The 18444-nt window shown below is 66.0% G+C and carries 14 protein-coding genes; 11 read left to right on the top strand and 3 right to left on the bottom strand.

Translation table 11 applies throughout. The features are described 5' to 3' along the window. Positions 1 to 160: 160 nt before the first annotated feature. The 4 genes from moaA to P0M04_RS22555 are packed head-to-tail and all read left to right on the top strand — an operon-like array spanning position 161 to position 4437. Positions 161 to 1135, top strand: a complete 975-nt coding sequence (gene moaA / locus P0M04_RS22570) for a GTP 3',8-cyclase MoaA (RefSeq protein WP_259449539.1) — start codon at positions 161 to 163, stop codon at positions 1133 to 1135. Position 1136: 1 nt separating this feature from the next. Beyond that, the gene (locus tag P0M04_RS22565) at positions 1137 to 1784 is read left to right on the top strand and encodes a carbonic anhydrase (protein ID WP_258852455.1); all 648 of its coding nucleotides are present in this window, start codon (positions 1137 to 1139) and stop codon (positions 1782 to 1784) included. Continuing rightward, positions 1781 to 3733: a type IV pili methyl-accepting chemotaxis transducer N-terminal domain-containing protein gene (locus tag P0M04_RS22560; RefSeq protein ID WP_259449540.1), complete on the top strand. Its 1953-nt coding sequence runs from the start codon at positions 1781 to 1783 to the stop codon at positions 3731 to 3733. The genes P0M04_RS22565 and P0M04_RS22560 overlap by 4 nt, the downstream gene beginning before the upstream one ends. 17 nt (positions 3734 to 3750) lie before the next feature. After that, positions 3751 to 4437 (top strand): response regulator, encoded by a 687-nt coding sequence (locus P0M04_RS22555; protein ID WP_259449541.1) that lies wholly within the window; start codon positions 3751 to 3753, stop codon positions 4435 to 4437. Here the strand turns inward: P0M04_RS22555 and P0M04_RS22550 are convergent, their stop codons facing one another. Continuing rightward, the gene (locus P0M04_RS22550) at positions 4438 to 6753 is read right to left on the bottom strand and encodes a response regulator (protein WP_259449542.1); all 2316 of its coding nucleotides are present in this window, start codon (positions 6751 to 6753) and stop codon (positions 4438 to 4440) included. A gap of 182 nt (positions 6754 to 6935) precedes the next feature. On the opposite strand from P0M04_RS22550, the gene P0M04_RS22545 reads away from it, so the two are divergent. The 7 genes from P0M04_RS22545 (at position 6936) to P0M04_RS22515 (ending at position 17223) form a co-directional block, all read left to right on the top strand. Then, complete coding sequence (locus P0M04_RS22545) at positions 6936 to 8195, top strand: MFS transporter (protein ID WP_259449543.1); 1260 nt, start codon at positions 6936 to 6938, stop codon at positions 8193 to 8195. A 27-nt stretch (positions 8196 to 8222) separates the two neighbouring features. Next, complete coding sequence (locus tag P0M04_RS22540; protein WP_259449544.1) at positions 8223 to 9587, top strand: NarK family nitrate/nitrite MFS transporter; 1365 nt, start codon at positions 8223 to 8225, stop codon at positions 9585 to 9587. A 147-nt stretch (positions 9588 to 9734) separates the two neighbouring features. Next, entirely contained in the window at positions 9735 to 13544 is a 3810-nt protein-coding gene (locus P0M04_RS22535; protein ID WP_281042073.1) for a nitrate reductase subunit alpha, read from the top strand. A gap of 20 nt (positions 13545 to 13564) precedes the next feature. After that, positions 13565 to 15121, top strand: coding sequence for a nitrate reductase subunit beta (narH, locus tag P0M04_RS22530; protein WP_259449545.1), 1557 nt, complete (start codon positions 13565 to 13567; stop codon positions 15119 to 15121). Between the two features lies 1 nt (position 15122). After that, the gene (gene narJ, locus P0M04_RS22525) at positions 15123 to 15776 is read left to right on the top strand and encodes a nitrate reductase molybdenum cofactor assembly chaperone (RefSeq protein WP_259449546.1); all 654 of its coding nucleotides are present in this window, start codon (positions 15123 to 15125) and stop codon (positions 15774 to 15776) included. 10 nt (positions 15777 to 15786) lie between these two features. Beyond that, positions 15787 to 16470, top strand: coding sequence for a respiratory nitrate reductase subunit gamma (gene narI, locus P0M04_RS22520; RefSeq protein WP_259449547.1), 684 nt, complete (start codon positions 15787 to 15789; stop codon positions 16468 to 16470). Between the two features lie 9 nt (positions 16471 to 16479). Continuing rightward, positions 16480 to 17223 (top strand): peptidylprolyl isomerase, encoded by a 744-nt coding sequence (locus P0M04_RS22515; RefSeq protein ID WP_259449548.1) that lies wholly within the window; start codon positions 16480 to 16482, stop codon positions 17221 to 17223. Between the two features lie 3 nt (positions 17224 to 17226). On the opposite strand, the gene P0M04_RS22510 is transcribed toward P0M04_RS22515, so the two are convergent. Beyond that, on the bottom strand, positions 17227 to 17805 hold the full coding sequence (locus tag P0M04_RS22510) for a nitroreductase family protein (protein ID WP_259449549.1): 579 nt from the start codon (positions 17803 to 17805) through the stop codon (positions 17227 to 17229). Next, positions 17802 to 18308, bottom strand: a complete 507-nt coding sequence (locus P0M04_RS22505; protein ID WP_259449550.1) for an SRPBCC family protein — start codon at positions 18306 to 18308, stop codon at positions 17802 to 17804. The genes P0M04_RS22510 and P0M04_RS22505 overlap by 4 nt, the downstream gene beginning before the upstream one ends. Positions 18309 to 18444 lie beyond the last annotated feature (136 nt).

Here is an 18444-nt window from a genome sequence, read left to right as displayed (position 1 = left end):
TTCGTTGCGACACATTCTTGCCGCCGGGAAACCGAGTCTAGCGGCACGAGGCGTGGACTGACATACGCCGAAAGAACTAGCCCCCGTCATCCGTCATGCCGACTCCCAGAGTGGCCTGCGATCTCTACAATCTTCACCATCACCCCTTTGGAGAACCGCAATGTTGCGCGACCGCTACGGCCGAACGATCGAATACCTCCGCCTGTCCGTGACGGACCGTTGCGACCTCCGTTGCACGTATTGCATGCCGACGGGTTTCAAGGGCTTCGAGGAACCGGAGGACTGGCTCACGTTTGACGAGATCGAGCGCCTGCTGCGCGCGTTCGCCCGCCTGGGCACGCGCCGCATCCGTTTGACGGGCGGCGAGCCGCTGCTCCGCCGCCACGTGACCGACCTGGCCGGGCGTATCGCCGCCATTCCCGGCGTCGACGACCTCTCGCTGTCGACCAATGCCACGACCCTGCGCCGCCACGCCGAGGCATTGCGCAAAGCCGGCGTCGCGCGCATCAACGTGAGCCTCGACACGCTGGACCGGCAATGCATGGAATCGATCACGGGCCGCGACAGCCATGCGCGCATCCTGGACGGCATCATGGCCGGCAAGGAAGCCGGTTTCGATCCCATCAAGATCAACATGGTCGCCATGCGCGGCGTGAACGACGGCGAGATCGAGCGCATGGCGGAATTCTGCATCGGCCACGGTTTCGTGCTGCGCCTGATCGAAGTGATGCCGATGGGCGCGACGGGCCGCAACGCGGCGTACATGGACCTGCGGCCCGTGCGGACGCGGCTCCAGGAACAATTCGACCTCGTGCCGCAGGCGCTGGAACTGGGCGGCGGGCCGGCGCGCTACCTCGCCACGCGCGACGGCAGGAGCAGCATCGGCTTCATCACGCCGCTGTCGCAGCACTTCTGCGCCACGTGCAACCGCGTGCGCCTGTCGGTCGACGGCACGTTGTACCTGTGCCTGGGCCAGGAAGAGAAATTCGAGTTCCGCCCGCTGCTGCGCGGCGGCGCCAGCGACGCCGAGCTGGAAGCGGCGATCCGCCACGCCATCGAACTGAAACCCCACCAGCACGACTTCACGGCGCGGCCCGAGAAAATCGTGCGCTTCATGTCGCAGACGGGAGGCTGACATGCAGGACATCGAACGCTTCATCCGCGGCTTTTCCCGCTTCCAGCAGCGCTTCATGAGCGAGCCGGTCGTGCGCGCCTCGCTGCGCGACGGCCAGCATCCGTCCACGCTCGTCATCGGCTGTTGCGATTCGCGCGTCGATCCGGCACTCCTCACGGGCTGCGATCCGGGCGACATCTTCGTCGTTCGCAATATCGCGAACCTCGTCCCGCCCTGCACCGCGGACGCGTCGGCCGGCGTCAGCTCCGCCATCGAATTCGCCGTGTGCGGCCTGGAAGTGGCGCGCGTCGTCGTGCTCGGGCATGCGCGCTGCGGCGGCATCCGGGCGCTCATGTCCGGCAAGCGCGTGACCGACGAGACGGATTTCGTCGCGCGCTGGATGCGCATCGCGGAACCGGTGCGCGAGGAAGTGCTGCGCGCGCTGCCGCACAAGCACGACGACGCCCGCTGCCGCGCCGCCGAACAGGCCAGCATCCTCCACTCGCTCGACAACCTGATGACCTACCCATGGCTGCGCCGGCGCGTGGAAGCGGGCAAGGTCGCGCTGCACGGCTGGTATTTCGACATCGAGACCGGCTCGCTGCTCGCGTACTCGCCGCGCAAGCAGGAATTCCTGAACCTCGTGCAGCCGCTGGACGCCGCGGCATGACCAACACGCCGGACTACCCGCCGATCCCGGGCCACCTGCGCCTGTCGACCCGCATCGCCGGCGCCCTGATCGGCTTCCTGCTGCTGGCGCTGACCGCCATCGGCACCACCTTGTGGCTGTCGTGGCAACTCGAAGGCTCGGCGGCCGCCATCAACGAAACGGGCGGCGTGCGCAAGCAGGAATACCGGCTCGCAATGCTGCTCAGCCGCGAGGTGCACGCGCCCGGCGGCGGCTACGCGCGCGAGGCACGCGCGCAGATCGCGTCCATCGATGCGACCCTGGCGCTGATCGACCGCGGCGACCCGCAGCGTCCCCTCGGCCTGCCGCCGACGGCCACCATCCGCGACAGCTTTTCCATGGCCACGTTGCGCTGGCAGCGCGAATTGCGGCCCCTGGCGCTGCAGGTGCTGCAGGCACGCGGCGACGAGCGCCTGCCGCCGCTGCGCGACTTCCTCGGCCGGGTCGACACGTACGTCGCCCAGATCGACGCCATCGTGGGCCTCATCGAACGGGACAACGAGGTGCGCACGTTCTGGCTGCGCTGCTCGCAACTGGCGCTGATGGCGCTGGCGATGGGCGGCACCGTCGTACTCGTGTACCTGATGTTCAGCCTCATCGTCGACCCGGTCGAGCGCCTGCACGCGGGGATGCGCAGCATGGCCGAGACGGATTTCGGCGTCCGCCTGGACGTCGCCAGCCAGGACGAATTCGGCCAGCTCGCGACGGGTTTCAACCGGATGGCCGACCGCCTGGAACAGGTCTATGCGAGCCTGGAAGACAAGGTGCGCGAGAAGACGGCCGCGCTGGAGGGCCAGAACCGCGAACTGGCGCTGCTGTACGACAGCGCCGCCTTCCTGCAGATGCGCCAGACGCTGGAGCCGATGTGCGACGGCTTCGTCGAGCGCATCATGCGCTACTTCGGCGCGGATGGAGGCTCGGTGCGGCTCGTCGACGCGAACACGGACAAGGTGCATCTCGTCGTGCAGGTCGGCCTGTCCGACGAGATGGTGAAGGCCGAACGCTGCATGCCGGTCGGCGACTGCCTGTGCGGCGAAGCGGCGCAGGGCAAGCACCCCGTCGTGCGGCTGTTGCGTACCCTGCCCGGCCCCGACGTCTCGCGCTGCGCGCGCGACGGGTTCGCGACGGTGTCCGTGTTCCAGATTTTCGCCCAGGACCAGCACCTCGGCGTGTTCAGCCTGCACTTCCGCACCGAGGCATCATTCAACGAGCGCGAGACCGCGCTGCTGGAGACGCTGGGCCGGCTGCTGGGCACCGCCATCGAGAACATGCGGCTGGCGGCGCGCGAGCGCGAGATGGCCATCTCGGAAGAGCGCAACATGGTGGCGCGCGGCCTGCACGACAGCATCGCCCAGGGCCTGAACTTCCTGAACCTGCAGGTGCAGATGCTGGAACAGTCGCTGCACGACGGGCAGCAGCAGGATGCCGCCGCGATCGTGCCACTGCTGCGCGCGGGCGTCAAGGAAAGCTACGAGGACGTGCGCGAACTGTTGCAGAATTTCCGCAGCCGGCTGGAAGAGGATGACCTCAACAGCGCGCTGCGCAAGGCCGTGCGCAAATTCCGCGACCAGACGGGCGTGGAGGCCAGCTTCAAGGCCGAAGGCGGCGGCGGCCTGCCGTTCCCGCGCGAGGAACAGCTGCAGCTGCTGTTCATCGTGCAGGAAGCGTTGTCGAACATCCGTAAACACGCGCATGCCGACAAGGTGCTCGTCCAGGTCCGTGACGGCCAAGACTTTTCGCTATCGATCAGCGATAATGGCGTCGGGTTCGATTCCGCCGCCGTGCCCGCGTCCGGCGACAGCCACGTGGGGTTGCACATCATGCGCGAACGGGCCCGGCATATCAACGCCGACCTGGCCATCGAATCCGGGCGCGGCGCCGGCACCACCGTCCGCCTGCACGTCCCGAGCATGCACCGGCGGGCCGCTTGAATCGAATGGAGTTGAGTATGGAAGACCCCCGCGAGCCGATCAGCGTGCTGCTGGTCGACGATCACACGTTGTTCCGCAGCGGCGTACGTTCGCTGTTGCAGCGCAATCCGCGCTTCACCGTCGTCGGCGAAGCGTCGGACGGCATCGACGGCGTGAAGCGGGCGATGCAGCTGAAGCCGGACGTGATCCTGCTCGACCTGCACATGCCCGGCATGACCGGCGTCGAGACCCTCGAACTGATCCTGCAGGGCTGGCCCGAGGCGGCCGTCATCATGCTGACCGTGTCCGAGGAAGGCGAAGACCTTGCCACCGCGCTGCAAGCCGGTGCGCGCGGCTACCTGATCAAGAACATCGACGCCGACTACCTGCAGCGCGCCATCGAGCGCGCGGCCGCAGGCGAATCCGTGCTGGCCGAATCGATGGCCGCCAAGCTCGTGGCCCAGTTGCAGAAACAGCGCGAGCCCAAGCCGGCCGCGCCTCCGTCGGAGCTGGACAAGCTGACGCCGCGTGAACGCGAGATCCTTGCCTGTCTCGCGCGTGGCGAAAGCAACAAGCTGATCGCGCGCGTGCTGGACCTGGCCGAGAGCACGGTCAAGATCCACGTGCAGAACATCCTCAAGAAGCTCGGCCTGTCGAGCCGCGTGCAGGCGGCGGTGTTCGCCGTCGAGCAGGGTCTGGGAAGCGGGCCGGATCGGCAGGGTTGATCAGCGCAGCGCGAGCAGCGCCTCTTTCGCGTCTTCATACGCAGCGGTGAGCAGCGCCATCTGCTCCTCCGCATCCTCGAAATTCTCCGCCTTCCCCATCAGCTCGAGATTCGTGCACGGCACCCGCATCCGGTTCGCCCCGACGAAATCGATGCTTGACAAGAGGTAATGGGCCGTCGCCGCCAGCAGTTGCCCGTCGTGCTCGCGCACAGCGTGTTCCAGCTTGTTCAGCAGCTGCGGCACCTCGCCCACGAACGCATTCACCACCTCTTCCAGCAATGACGCATCGTCGTCGATGGTACGCAGCTGCGCGATGCGGGCCGGGTCCAGCACCGCGTCGCCCGCGCGCCGCGCCGCCACGTGGTCGCGCGCCACGATGAGCGCCCTGTCCAGCACGTCCATCTCGATCGGCTTCGGCACGTAGTCGTTCATGCCCGCGTCCAGGCACCGTTCGCGGTCACCCGGCATGGCGTTGGCCGTCATCGCGATGATGTACGGCGCGTTGGCGCCGCGGAAGCGCTCGCGCAGACGGCGCGTCGCTTCCAGGCCGTCCATTTCCGGCATCTGCATGTCCATCAGGATCACGGGATAGTCCTGGCGCTCCAGCGCCGCGACGGCTTCGAGCCCGTTGCCGACGACGTCCGCGCGATAGCCCAGGTGGCGCAGCAGTTGCCGGATCACCTTCTGGTTGATCGTGTTGTCCTCGGCGACGAGGATGGCGAGATCCGCCTCCTCCCTGGCAGGCGCCGGCGCCGGCCGCGCCGCCGCCTGGCGCTCGCCCAGCACCTGCTGCAGCGCTTCCAGCAGCGCGGACGGCTTGATCGGCTTGCTCAGCCACGCCGAGAATTCGCGCACGGCTTCCCCTTCCGCGCCGTTGTGTCGCTGGCCGACGGACGTCAGCAGCACGAGCGGCAGCGCGGCGCGGTCGCGGTGCTTGCGCAGTTCGCCCGCGAGGCGCGCGCCGTCCATGTCGGGCATCTGCATGTCCAGCACGGCGACGTCGAACGGGTGGCCGTCGCGCACGAGGTCCAGCGCTTCCACGGCCGATGCCGCGGCCAGCGGCGACATGCCCCACAACAGCGCCTGCTTCATCAGGATGCGGCGGTTGGTCGCGTTGTCGTCGACGATCAGGATGCGGCGCCCGCGCACCGTGGCGGCGCGGTCGCGCAGCACGTGTTCGGCCAGCTGGTCGTCGAACGCGTCGGCGACGATCGCCGCGCTGAACGTCGAGCCGCGTCCCGGCTCGCTCTCCACCGTCAGGCCCCCGCCCATCATCTCGGCCAGGCGCCGACTGATCGTCAGGCCCAGGCCCGTGCCGCCGTACTTGCGCGTGGTCGAGGCGTCGACCTGCGTGAACGAGTGGAAGATGTCGTCCAGCCGGTGCGGCGGGATGCCGATGCCCGTGTCGCGCACGGCGAACACGAGGCGGTAGCCGCCTTCCGCGCGCGGCTCGCCCGACACGGTGACGACGACCTCGCCGTGGTGCGTGAACTTGATCGCATTCGACAGCAGATTCACGAGGATCTGGCGCAGGCGCGTCGCATCCGCGAGGATCGTCGCCGGCACGCCGGGTTCGATCATGTAGGCGAGGTCCAGGTTCTTGTCGCTGGCGCTGGGTGCGAGCAGGTCGAGCGCTTCCTCGACGCAGCGGCGTACCTCGAACGCGTGGCGCTCGAGGTCCAGGCGCCCCACTTCCAGCTTCGAATAATCGAGCAGGTCGTTGATGATCGCGAGCAGCGCCTCGCTGCTGGAGCGGATCGTCTCGGTGTAATCGCGCTGTTCGTCGTCGATGTCCGTGTGCAGCAGGAGGCTCGTCATGCCGATGACGGCGTTCAGCGGCGTGCGGATCTCATGGCTCATATTGGCCAGGAACATGCTCTTGGCCTGCATCGCCGCTTCCGCGCGGTCGCGCGCCAGTTCCAGTTCGCGCTCGTAGGCCTTGCGCTCCGAGATGTCCTGCAGGATCGCCGTCAGGATCACGCGGCCGCCTGCCGCCGACTTCGAGATCGTCGCCTCGGCCGGGAATTCGCTGCCGTCCTTGCGCACGGCGTAGATGGTGCCCCGCTCGCCCATGCGGCGCGCCGTGCGGCCGCCGTGCTGAAAGCCGGCCACCCGTTCCGCGTGACCGGGACGGAAGCGTTCCGGCATCAGCATCGCCAGGTCCTGGCCCGTCACTTCCGCCGCGGTCCAGCCGAACACCCGTTCCGCACCCTGGTTGAACAGGACGATCTTCTGCTGCTCGTCCGTGCAGATCACGGCGTTTTCCGCGATGTCGATGATGTTGCTGAGCTGTTCGGGACTGAGTGTGTGCGGCATGGGCGGTTCCGTGCGACTGGGGCGATAGGGGCAATAAGCGCCATCGTACACGGACCTACGCCTTTGTGACTAGGCCGCCTAGCTCTATTGCGCTGCCGCGCACACCCCTCCGGCCAATGGTTGGGCTGCCCCCCGCCACGTACGCTTCCATCATCACCACGTGCTTTCATCAGGAGAAAAACATGAGCACCGACAGACGACCCGTCGCGGTCCTGGCCAGCAGTACCTTCGCATTCACGATCTGCTTCGCGATCTGGATGATGTTCGCGGTGCTGGGCATCCCCATCAAGACCAAACTCGGCCTGAACGAAACGGAGTTCGGCCTGCTCGTCGCCACGCCCGTGCTGAGCGGCGCCCTCGTGCGCGTCCCGCTCGGCATCTGGACCGACCGCTACGGCGGCCGCATCGTGTTCTTCACGCTGATGCTGGCCTGCGCCCTGCCGATCTACATGATCAGCCACGCGACCGCTTACTGGCACTTCCTCGTGCTGGGCCTCTTCGTCGGTCTCGCCGGCGGCTCGTTCTCGGTCGGCACGCCGTATGTGGCGCGCTGGTTCGGCAAGGAGCGCCGCGGCCTCGCGATGGGCATCTTCGGCGCGGGCAACTCCGGTTCCGCGCTGACCAAGTTCGTGGCCCCCGCCATCATCGCGGCCCTCGGCTGGCAGGCGCTGCCCAAGGTGTACGCCGCCGTGATGGTCGCCACCGCCCTGCTGTTCTGGTTCGGCACGTATTCCGACCCGTCGCACAAATCCGCATCCGGCGAAAGCTTCGCGGCGCAGATGCGCGTGCTGAAGGACCCGCGCGTGTGGCGCTACTGCCAGTACTACTCCGTCGTGTTCGGCGGCTACGTGGCGCTGGCGCTGTGGATGACGAAATACTACGTGGGCGAATACGGTTTCGGCCTCAAGGAAGCCGCGCTGCTGGCCGCCTGCTTCTCGCTGCCGGGCGGCGTGCTGCGCGCGCTGGGCGGCTGGATCTCCGACAAATTCGGTGCCTACAAGGTCACGTGGTGGGTGATGTGGGTGTGCTGGGTGTGCTTCTTCATCCTGTCGTATCCGCAGACCACGATGAGCGTCAAGACGGTCTCCAGCACCATGGACCTGCACATCGGCCTCGGCCCCGTGACCTTCACCCTGCTGCTGTTCGTCGTCGGCGTCGCGATGGCCATCGGCAAAGCGTCCGTGTTCCGCTTCATCGCCGACGATTTCAGCGACAACATCGGCGCCGTCTCGGGCGTCGTCGGCCTGGCCGGCGGCCTCGGTGGCTTCATCCTGCCGATCATGTTCGGCGCCATCGTCGACCTCACGGGCATCCGTTCCAGCTCCTTCATGCTGCTGTACGGGACCGTGTGCGTGTCGCTCGTCTGGATGCATTTCTCGTTCAAACCGCAAACCAAAGCGCCTGTCGCCGCACCGGTCACGCCGTTGCGCAAGGCTGCCTGAATCCAACTTCAACAATAGGAGAACATCGTGAGTCGCTACCTCATCTCGACCTGGGAACCCGAGGTTCCCGCCTTCTGGCACAGCCGGGGCAAGCCCACCGCCAACCGCAACCTCTGGATCTCGATCCCCGCGCTGATGCTGGCGTTTGCGATCTGGATGGTGTGGAGCGTCGTCGTCGTCAACCTGCCTGCCATCGGCTTCAAGTACAGCACCAACCAGCTGTTCTGGCTCGCCGCCGTACCGGGCCTCTCGGGCGCCACCCTGCGCATCTTCTATTCGTTCATGGTGCCGATCTTCGGCGGCCGCAAATGGACGGCCATTTCCACCGCGTCGCTGCTGATCCCCGCGCTGGGCATCGGCTTCGCCGTGCAGGACCCGGACACGAGCTACCCGACCATGCTCGTGCTGTCGCTGCTGTGCGGCTTCGGCGGCGGCAACTTCGCATCGTCGATGGCCAACATCAGCTTCTTCTACCCGAAGGCGCAGAAGGGCTACGCCCTCGGCATGAATGCGGGCCTCGGCAACCTGGGCGTCTCCGCCGTGCAGTTCGTCGTGCCGCTCGTGATCACCTTCGCTTTGTTCGGCGGCGAACCGCAGACGTGGACCAAGGCAGCCGCCACCAAGCAGATGTGGCTGCAGAACGCGGGCTTCGTGTGGGTCCCGTTCATCATCGTGAGCACGCTGGCCGCCTGGTTCGGCATGAACGACCTCGCATCGGCCAAGGCCTCGTTCGCCGAACAGGCCGTGATCTTCAAGCGCAAGCACAACTGGCTCATGTGCTGGCTGTATGTCGGCACCTTCGGCTCGTTCATCGGTTACTCGGCCGCCTTCCCGCTGCTGACCAGCACCCTGTTCCCGCAAGTGAATCCGCTGCAGTTCGCGTTTGTCGGCCCCCTCGTCAGCGCCCTCGCCCGCGTGGCCGGCGGTTATGTCTCCGACAAGCTGGGCGGCGCCCGCGTCACCGTCTGGACCTTCGTCGCCATGATCCTCGCCGTGCTGGGCGTCTTGCACTTCCTCCACGCCGGCAGCTTCGCCGGATTCTTCGGCATGTTCCTCGTGCTGTTCGCCTGCACCGGTGTCGGTAACGCCTCGACCTTCCGCATGATCCCCGTGATCTTCCTGACCCTGCACCAGCGCGCAGCGAAAGGCCAGTCGGAAGGCGCACAGGCACAGGCGATCGCCAGCGCCAACAAGGAAGCGGCCGCGGTCCTCGGCTTCACGTCGGCCATCGCCGCCTACGGCGCCTTCTTCATCCCGAAGAGCTACGGCACCTCGATCGCCCTGACGGGCAGCGCCGACGCCGCCCTGTGGTGCTTCATCGGCTTCTACGTCACCTGCATCGCCGTCACCTGGTGGTTCTATGCCCGCAAGGGTGCCGAGATCACCTGCTAGTTCGAAAGGAGTAGATCGACTACTCCCTAATCCACGGCCGGACCGACTTCTTGCGAATACCGCACAGCCGGTCCGCTCCGTAGACTGAACACAGCTGCACATACACCGAATATCGAGAGCGCACCACGGTGCGCCGATGGAGAAACCATGAGTCACTTTTTGGACCGCCTGAAGTTTTTCGGCAAAACGGGCGAGACGTTTTCGAATGGCCACGGAGCCGTCGTCAACGAAGACCGCACCTGGGAAAAGGCCTACCGCCAGCGTTGGCAGCACGACAAGATCGTGCGCTCGACGCACGGCGTGAACTGCACGGGATCGTGCAGCTGGAAGGTCTACGTCAAGAACGGCCTGATCACCTGGGAAACCCAGCAGACCGACTACCCGCGCACCCGCCCGGACCTGCCGAACCATGAACCCCGCGGTTGCCCGCGCGGCGCCAGCTACTCGTGGTACGTCTACTCGGCGCAGCGCGTCAAGCACCCGATGGTGCGCGGCCGCCTGATGCAGCTGTGGCGCGAAGCGCGCGCCACCCGCGACCCGGTCGCCGCCTGGGAATACATCACCAACGATCCGCAGAAGGCCGCCAGCTACAAGACCGTGCGCGGCCAGGGCGGCTTCGTGCGCGCCAAATGGGACGAGGTCAACGAGATCATCGCCGCCGCCAACGCCTACACCATCGGCAAATACGGCCCGGACCGCATCATCGGCTTCTCGCCGATCCCCGCCATGTCGATGGTCAGCTATGCCGCCGGTACGCGCTACCTGAGCCTCATCGGCGGCGTCGCCATGAGCTTCTACGACTGGTACTGCGACCTGCCGCCATCCAGCCCGCAGGTGTGGGGCGAGCAGACGGATGTGCCGGAATCGGCCGACTGGTACAACTCCACGTACCTGATGGTGTGGGGCTCGAACGTCCCGATGACCCGCACCCCGGACGCCCACTTCTACACGGAAGTGCGCTACAAGGGCACGAAGACCGTCGCCGTGTCGTCCGACTTCGGCGAGATGGCCAAGTTCGGCGACATCTGGCTCGCACCCAAGCAGGGCACGGACGCCGCGCTGGCGATGGCCATGGGCCACGTGATCCTGAAGGAATTCCACGCCACCGGCAAATCGGCCTACTTCCGCGACTACGCCAAGCAGTACACCGACTTCCCGATGCTGGTCATGCTGAAGGAACGCGACGGCACGCTGGTCCCCGACTACTTCCTGCGCGCGTCGCACCTCGCGAACAACCTGGACGAGACCAACAACCCGGAATGGAAGACGCTCGTCATCGACGAGGCCACCGGCAAGATCGTCGCGCCGAGCGGCTCGATCGGCTTCCGCTGGGGCGAATCCGGCAAGTGGAACCTCGAACAGAAGGAAGGCGCCACCCGCAATCCGATCGATCCCCAGCTGTCGCTGCTGGACGGCCACGACCGCATCGTTCCGGTCGGCTTCCCCTACTTCGGCGGCAAGGATGCGGACGACCTCCTGCTGCGTAACGTCCCGGTGAAATCCATCACGCTGGCCGACGGCACGACCGCCCTCGTCACCACCGTGTACGACCTGTCGATGGCCAACTACGGCGTCGACCGCGGCATCTGCCCGAACGCCGCGAAGAACTATGACGACGACGTCCCGTACACCCCGGCATGGCAGGTGAAGCACACCGGCGTGAAGGCCGCCGACGTGGTGACCGTGGCGCGCGAATTCGCCGACAACGCCGACCGCACCCGCGGCAAGTCGATGGTGATCGTCGGCGCGGCGCTGAACCACTGGTACCACATGGACATGACGTACCGCGGCATCATCAACATCCTTATGATGTGCGGCTGCGTGGGCCAGAGCGGCGGCGGCTGGGCGCACTACGTGGGCCAGGAAAAGCTGCGCCCGCAGACCGGCTGGACCCCGCTCGCCTTCGCGCTGGACTGGAACCGCCCGATGCGCCAGATGAACGGCACGTCGTTCTTCTATGCCCACACAAGCCAGTGGCGCCACGAAAAGCTGCACACGTCGGAGATCCTGTGCCCGACGGCGGACGGCAAGCTGGAAGAGATGGCGCTGATCGACTTCAACGCCAAGGCCGAGCGCATGGGCTGGCTGCCGTCCGCGCCGCAGCTGGAAACGAACCCGCTGGACGTCGTGCGTGCCGCGGAAAGCGCAGGCCAGGACCCGGCGAAGTACGCGGTCGAGCAGATCAAGGCCGGCAAGCTGAATTTCTCGTGCGACGACCCGGACAACCCCGCGAACTTCCCGCGCAATATGTTCGTGTGGCGTTCCAACATCCTGGGCAGCTCGGGCAAGGGCCACGAGTACTTCCTGAAATACCTGCTGGGTACCCAGAACGCGCTGATGAGCGACGAAGACGCCTGCGTCAAGCCGCGCGACGTCAAGGTGCGCCCCGCCGCCGAGGGCAAGCTGGACCTGCTCGTCGTGCTGGACTTCCGGATGTCGACGACGTGCCTGTACGGCGACATCGTGCTGCCGACGGCGACCTGGTACGAGAAGGACGACCTGAACACGTCCGACATGCACCCGTTCATCCACCCGCTGTCCGAGGCCGTGCAGCCGCTGTGGGAAGCGAAGTCGGACTGGGAAATCTACAAAAGCATCGCGGCCAAGCTGTCCGAGATCGGCGGCGCCCACCTGGGCACCCGCAAGGACCTGATCCTCACGCCGCTGCTGCACGACACCCCGGGCGAACTCGGTCAGCCGTTCGATCCGAAGGACTGGCGCCTCGGCGAATGCGAGCCGGTCCCGGGCAAGACGATGCCGTCGATGACGGTCGTGGAACGCAACTACCGCGACATCCACAAGAAGTTCACGTCGATCGGCCCGCTGCTGGAAAAAGTGGGCAACGGCGGCAAGGGCATCGACTGGAAGACGGCGCATGAAGTGGATGTGCTGCGCGGCCTGAACCGCACCGTGCTGGAAGCAGGCGTCTCGCAGGGCCAGCCGCGCCTGGACACGGCGATCGACGCCGCCGAGATGATCCTCACGCTGGCACCGGAGACGAACGGCCACGTGGCGGTGAAGGCCTGGGAAGCGCTGTCGAAGATCACGGGCCGCGACCACACGCATCTCGCCATCCCGCGCGAGCACGACAGCATCCGCTTCCGCGACGTGCAGGCGCAGCCGCGCAAGATCATCTCGTCGCCGACGTGGTCGGGCCTGGAAAGCGAGGAAGTCAGCTACAACGCGGGCTACACGAACGTGCACGAACTGATCCCCTGGCGCACGCTGACGGGCCGCCAGCAGTTCTACCAGGACCACGTCTGGATGCGCGACTTCGGCGAGGGACTGTGCGTGTACAAGGCCGCGATCAACACCAAGACGACGGAAGCGATCATGAACCGACGTCCGAACGGGAACAATGAACTGGCGCTGAACTGGATCACGCCGCACCAGAAATGGGGCATCCACTCGACCTACTCCGAAAACCTGCGCATGCTGACCCTGTCGCGCGGCGGCCCGCACGTGTGGCTGTCCGAGATCGACGCGAAGGCGGCCGGTATCGAGGACAACGACTGGATCGAGGTGTTCAACGTGAACGGCACGCTGACGGCGCGCGCGGTGGTCAGCCAGCGCGTCCCGGAAGGCATGACGATCATGTACCACGCCCAGGAAAAGATCGTGAACGTGCCGGGTGCGGAAATGTCGAAGAAGCGCGGCGGCATCCACAACTCGGTGACGCGCACGGTGACCAAGCCGACCCACATGATCGGCGGCTACGCCCAGCTGTCGTACGGCTTCAATTACTACGGCACGGTGGGTTCGAACCGCGACGAATTCGTGGTGGTCCGCAAGATGCGCGACGTGAACTGGATGGAAGGCGCCCGCGACGAATCGCGTCCGAACGGCGACCAGCAGCCCGCGCGTCCGGTCCCGGCCAAACCCGTGGGAGCGCCGAATCGCGAGACGGAAGAACGCGAACCCGCGCTGGCGCGCGTCGCCACCCCGAAGGGTGCTTGAAAAGATAACGAGGTAAAGATATGAAGATCAGAGCACAAATCGGCATGGTGCTGAACCTGGACAAATGCATCGGCTGCCACACCTGCTCGGTGACCTGCAAGAACGTCTGGACGAGCCGCGACGGCGTGGAATACGCCTGGTTCAACAACGTCGAGACGAAGCCCGGCATCGGCTACCCGAAGGAATGGGAAAACCAGGACAAATGGAACGGCGGCTGGAAACGCACGGCGTCCGGCAAGATCGAACCGCGCCAGGGCGGCCGCCTGAAAATCCTGGCGAACATCTTCGCCAACCCGAACCTGCCGCAGATCGACGAGTACTACGAGCCGTTCACGTACGACTACGAGCGCCTGCAGAACGCACCGCTGTCCGAGACGCCGCCGACCGCCCGTCCGATCTCCGTCCTGACCGGCAAGAAGATGGACAAGATCGAATGGGGCCCCAATTGGGAAGATGACCTGGGCGGCGAATTCGCCAAGCGCAGCAAGGACAAGCTGTTCGACAACGTGCAGAAGGAGATGTACTCGACGTTCGAGAACACCTTCATGATGTACCTGCCGCGCCTGTGCGAGCACTGCCTGAATCCGGCCTGCGTGGCATCGTGCCCGTCCGGCTCCGTGTACAAGCGCGAGGACGACGGCATCGTGCTGATCGACCAGGACAAGTGCCGCGGCTGGCGCATGTGCATCTCCGGCTGCCCGTACAAGAAGATCTACTACAACTGGTCGTCGGGCAAGGCCGAGAAGTGCACGTTCTGCTACCCGCGCATCGAAGCGGGCCAGCCGACCGTGTGCTCGGAAACCTGCGTGGGCCGCATCCGCTACCTGGGCGTGCTGCTGTACGACGCCGACAAGATCGAAGCCGCGGCCTCCGTCGCCGACGAGCAGGACCTGTACGAAGCGCAGCTCGGCCTGTTCCTCGATCCGCACGATCCCGAAGTGATCGCGGAAGCCCGTCGCCAGGGCATCCCGGACTCGTGGCTGGAATCCGCGAAGCGCTCGCCCGTCTACAAGATGGCCGTCGAATGGAAGATCGCGTTCCCGCTGCACCCGGAATATCGCACCTTGCCGATGGTGTGGTACATCCCGCCGCTGTCGCCGATCCAGGCGGCAGCCGAAAGCGGCAAGATGGGCATGAACGGCATCCTGCCCGACACGAAGAGCCTGCGCATTCCCGTGCGCTACCTCGCCAACCTGCTCACCGCGGGCAAGGAAGCGCCGGTCGTGCATGCGCTGGACCGCATGCTGGCGATGCGTGCCTACATGCGTTCGAAGTCGGTCGACAAGGTCGAGAACCTCGATGTCCTGCGTCAGGTGGGCCTGTCGCAGGCGGTCGTGGAAGACATGTACCACATCATGGCCATCGCGAACTACGAAGACCGCTTCGTGATCCCGAGCAGCCACAAGGAGATGGCCGAGGACAGCTTCAACGAAAAAGGCTCGTGCGGCTTCTCGTTCGGTAACGGCTGCTCGGACGGCACCAGCGACGCCTCGCTGTTCGGCAAGAAGAAGCACGGCTCGACGATCTTCGTGTCGATGCCGAAATCGCGCAAGAAGAAAGAAACGGAAGGAGCCTGACATGAACCACTACCGCATCCTGTCCGCACTGCTGCTGTACCCGGAGGGCGACCTCGTCGCCGCCCTGCCGGAGCTGGAAGTCGGTCTGCCGCTGCCGATGCGCGCCCGCGTGGCGCCGTTGCTGGCGCACCTGGCCGAGAACGACATGATCACCTTGCAGCAGGAATACGTGCAGACGTTCGACCGCACGCCGTCGCACTCGCTGCATTTGTTCGAGCATATCCACGGCGAGTCGCGCGACCGCGGCCAGGCCATGGTCGACCTGATGGAAGAGTACAAGAAGCACGGCTTGCAGATGCAGGGCGACGAACTGCCCGACTTCGTGCCGCTGTTCCTCGAATTCCTGTCGCAGCTGGACGACGAGGAAGCCGGCCGCCTGCTGGGCGACGCGGTCCACGTGCTGGCGTTCATCGGCCGCAAGCTGGCGGCGAACGGCAGTCCGTATGCCGGCGTGTTCGATGTGCTGGAGTCCTTGTCCCCGGTGGTAGCGGAAGAATTGTCCGAGCCGCCGATCAAGGACATGGACGAGGCGCTGGAAACCTTCGGCCCCGGCGCGGACGGCGTCGAGCCCCTGCTCAAGCCGCAGACGTCCGGCCCGCAACCGATCAATTTCTACCCGCGCGGCACCCGTCCGGCCGCAGCGGAAGTGCACTGAGGGAGGCAGCATGAACTACGTAAACCAATTCCTGTTCGGGATCTACCCGTACGTCGCGCTGGCGATCTTCCTGCTCGGGAGCCTGATCCGCTTCGACCGCGAGCAATACACGTGGCGCTCCGAATCCACGCAGGTGCTGCACACCGGCCAGCTGCGCCTGGGGAGCATCCTGTTCCACATCGGGATCATCGGCCTGCTGGGCGGTCACGCCGTCGGCCTGCTGACCCCCGTATGGGTCTGGGACACGCTCGGCGTCACGCACGGCGCCAAGCAGCTGTTCGCAATGGCCGCCGGCGGCGTGATGGGCACGCTGTGCCTGATCGGCATCCTGCTGCTGCTCGCCCGCCGCCTCGGCAACGAGCGCCTGCGCGCCGCCACCACATTCAAGGACAAGATCGTGCTGCTGTGGATCCTGGGTACCCTGCTCCTCGGTCTCTCGTCCATCTTCGTGTCGGCCGGCCACCTGGACGGGCACATGATGGTCCTGCTGATGACGTGGGCCCAGCACATCGTGACGTTCCGCGGCGATGCCGCCGGCTTCATCATCGATGCGCCGCTCGTGTTCAAGCTACACCTGTTCATGGGGATGTCGCTGTTCGTCATCTTCCCGTTCACCCGCCTCGTCCACATCTGGAGCGGCTTCGGCGCGGTGACTTACCTGGGCCGTGCCTTCCAGCTGGTCCGTCCGCGCTAAGGAGTCGTCATGGGTATCTCCGTCAACGGCGTCGAGATCGACGACCGCCAGATCGAACTGGAACTGCCGCACCACAAGGGCGCCGCGAATCCCCTGAAACGGTCGGTGCACGAAGTCGTGCTGCGCACCGTGCTGCTGCAGGAAGCGGACCGCCTCGGCATCTACGGCGACGAAGACACGCGCATCGAGGCATTGCTGACACAGGAAGTCAGTGTGCCGCAGGCCGACGACGCGGCGTGCCTCACCTACTACCGGAACCATCCGGACAAGTTCACCCGCGGCGAGATGGTCGAAGCGCGCCACATTCTGTTCCAGGTGACGCCGACCGTGCCGCTGGACCTCGTCCGCGAAACGGCGGAGGACATCCTGGCGGCGCTGCGGGCCGCGCCCGAGCGCTTCGGCGAACTGGCGGCGCAGTATTCGAACTGCCCGTCCGGCGCCGTCGGCGGGAGCCTCGGTCAGCTGAGCCGCGGCGACTGCGTGCCGGAATTCGACGACGTGCTGTTCCGCCTCGGCGAAAACGAGTTCGCCGCGCGCCCCATCGAGACGCGCTTCGGCCTGCACATCGTGCAGGTGCTGCGCCGCATCGACGGGTCGTTGCTGCCGTTCGAGACGGTGAAGTCGCAGATCGCAGCCTGGCTCGCAACGGCGGCGCTGCAGCGGGGCATCCACCAGTATTTGCAGATCCTCGTGGGCCGCGCGCGCATCGAAGGTATCACCCTGGAAGGGAGCGCGACGCCGCTCGTGCAATAGCTCCTACAAGCTTTTGAAGAACTGCCCCGGCTGCGGACGCACCCGGGGCGTTTTTCTTGATTCTCCCGTGCCGATGCCGACGAAGCAGACGGCGCGCTCGTGGGCTTCGAGCGCCAGCAGGCGGCGCATGGCGGGCAACTCGAGCGCCCCGCCGCTCGCGAGGCCGCTGGCAAAGCCCAGCGCCTGCGCCGCGAGCAGCACGTTCTGCAGTGCGCAGCCCAGGGATATCAGTTTTTCCTCGACCGGGATGGCGGTGCCGGGTGCGTCGACGAGGATCGCCACGAGCAGGCACGGCGCGTAACCGGCTTTCTCGCGCGCGGACGCCCGCGCTTCATCGTCGGCCGTCGGATCGCGCTGCACGAGCGCCTCCTCGAACACGACGCCGAGATCGTCGCGCCGCTCCGATGGGATCAGCACGAAGCGCCAGGGCAGCAGGCAGCCGTGATCGGGCGCCTGCCCGGCGGCTTCCATGATCCGCGCCAGCGCGGCGTCGTCGGGACCCGGCGCCTGCAGGCGGCGCAGGGCCACGTGCCGGCGCGCCGCCAGCGTGTTCCACACATCGTCGCTCATTGGTTCATTCATGGGCTCATTATAGGCCGCCGCTCGACGAACGCCTTGAACACGTCCAGCGTCCCGCGCCAGTACAGGTTCAGGTGCCGGTAGATCGCTTCCGTCGCGAATCGCTCGACGGTCAGGCGCACGGCCGTCCCGCCGTCCACGGCATCGAGTGCGAATGCGATCACGCTGTAGTGCTCCGGTAGGTCCGCCAGCGCGGACACGGAGCTCAGGTGCGTATAGCGGAGCAGCGCGCCGGGCACGGCGTCCAGCACGATGCCGTGATTGCGGAACGCCCCGTGGTGCTCGCCGCTGATGACGATGGGCGAGCCGGGCCGCCAGTCGGTGGCGACCTCGATCGCCATGTCCGGTTCGCCCATCCACATGCGCATGGCGGCGGGGTCCGTCAGCGCGTCCCAGACCGTTGCCGGAGGCGCGGCGACGACGACAGTTTTCTCGATGAGGTGCATCCGTAAAATATAGCCCATCAACGCCATATTGACGACCCATCGCTGCAGCGCCGCATCCATTCTGCTTGTCTTTATCGCATGGTTAGGTTATTTTCGCGGTTGACGGAAAACGTTTAACTTCCAAATCCAAGCATATCGGCCACGAACTTTTGCGCCTTAGTCGCTCAATCGTTTACCCGAGCGGACCGAACGTACC

The sequence above is a fragment of the Telluria mixta genome (assembly GCF_029223865.1).
In the GTDB taxonomy this organism is placed as follows: domain Bacteria; phylum Pseudomonadota; class Gammaproteobacteria; order Burkholderiales; family Burkholderiaceae_D; genus Telluria; species Telluria mixta.
Note: the sequence above shows the minus strand (reverse complement) of the source record. Positions and strands in the feature narration are given on the sequence as shown.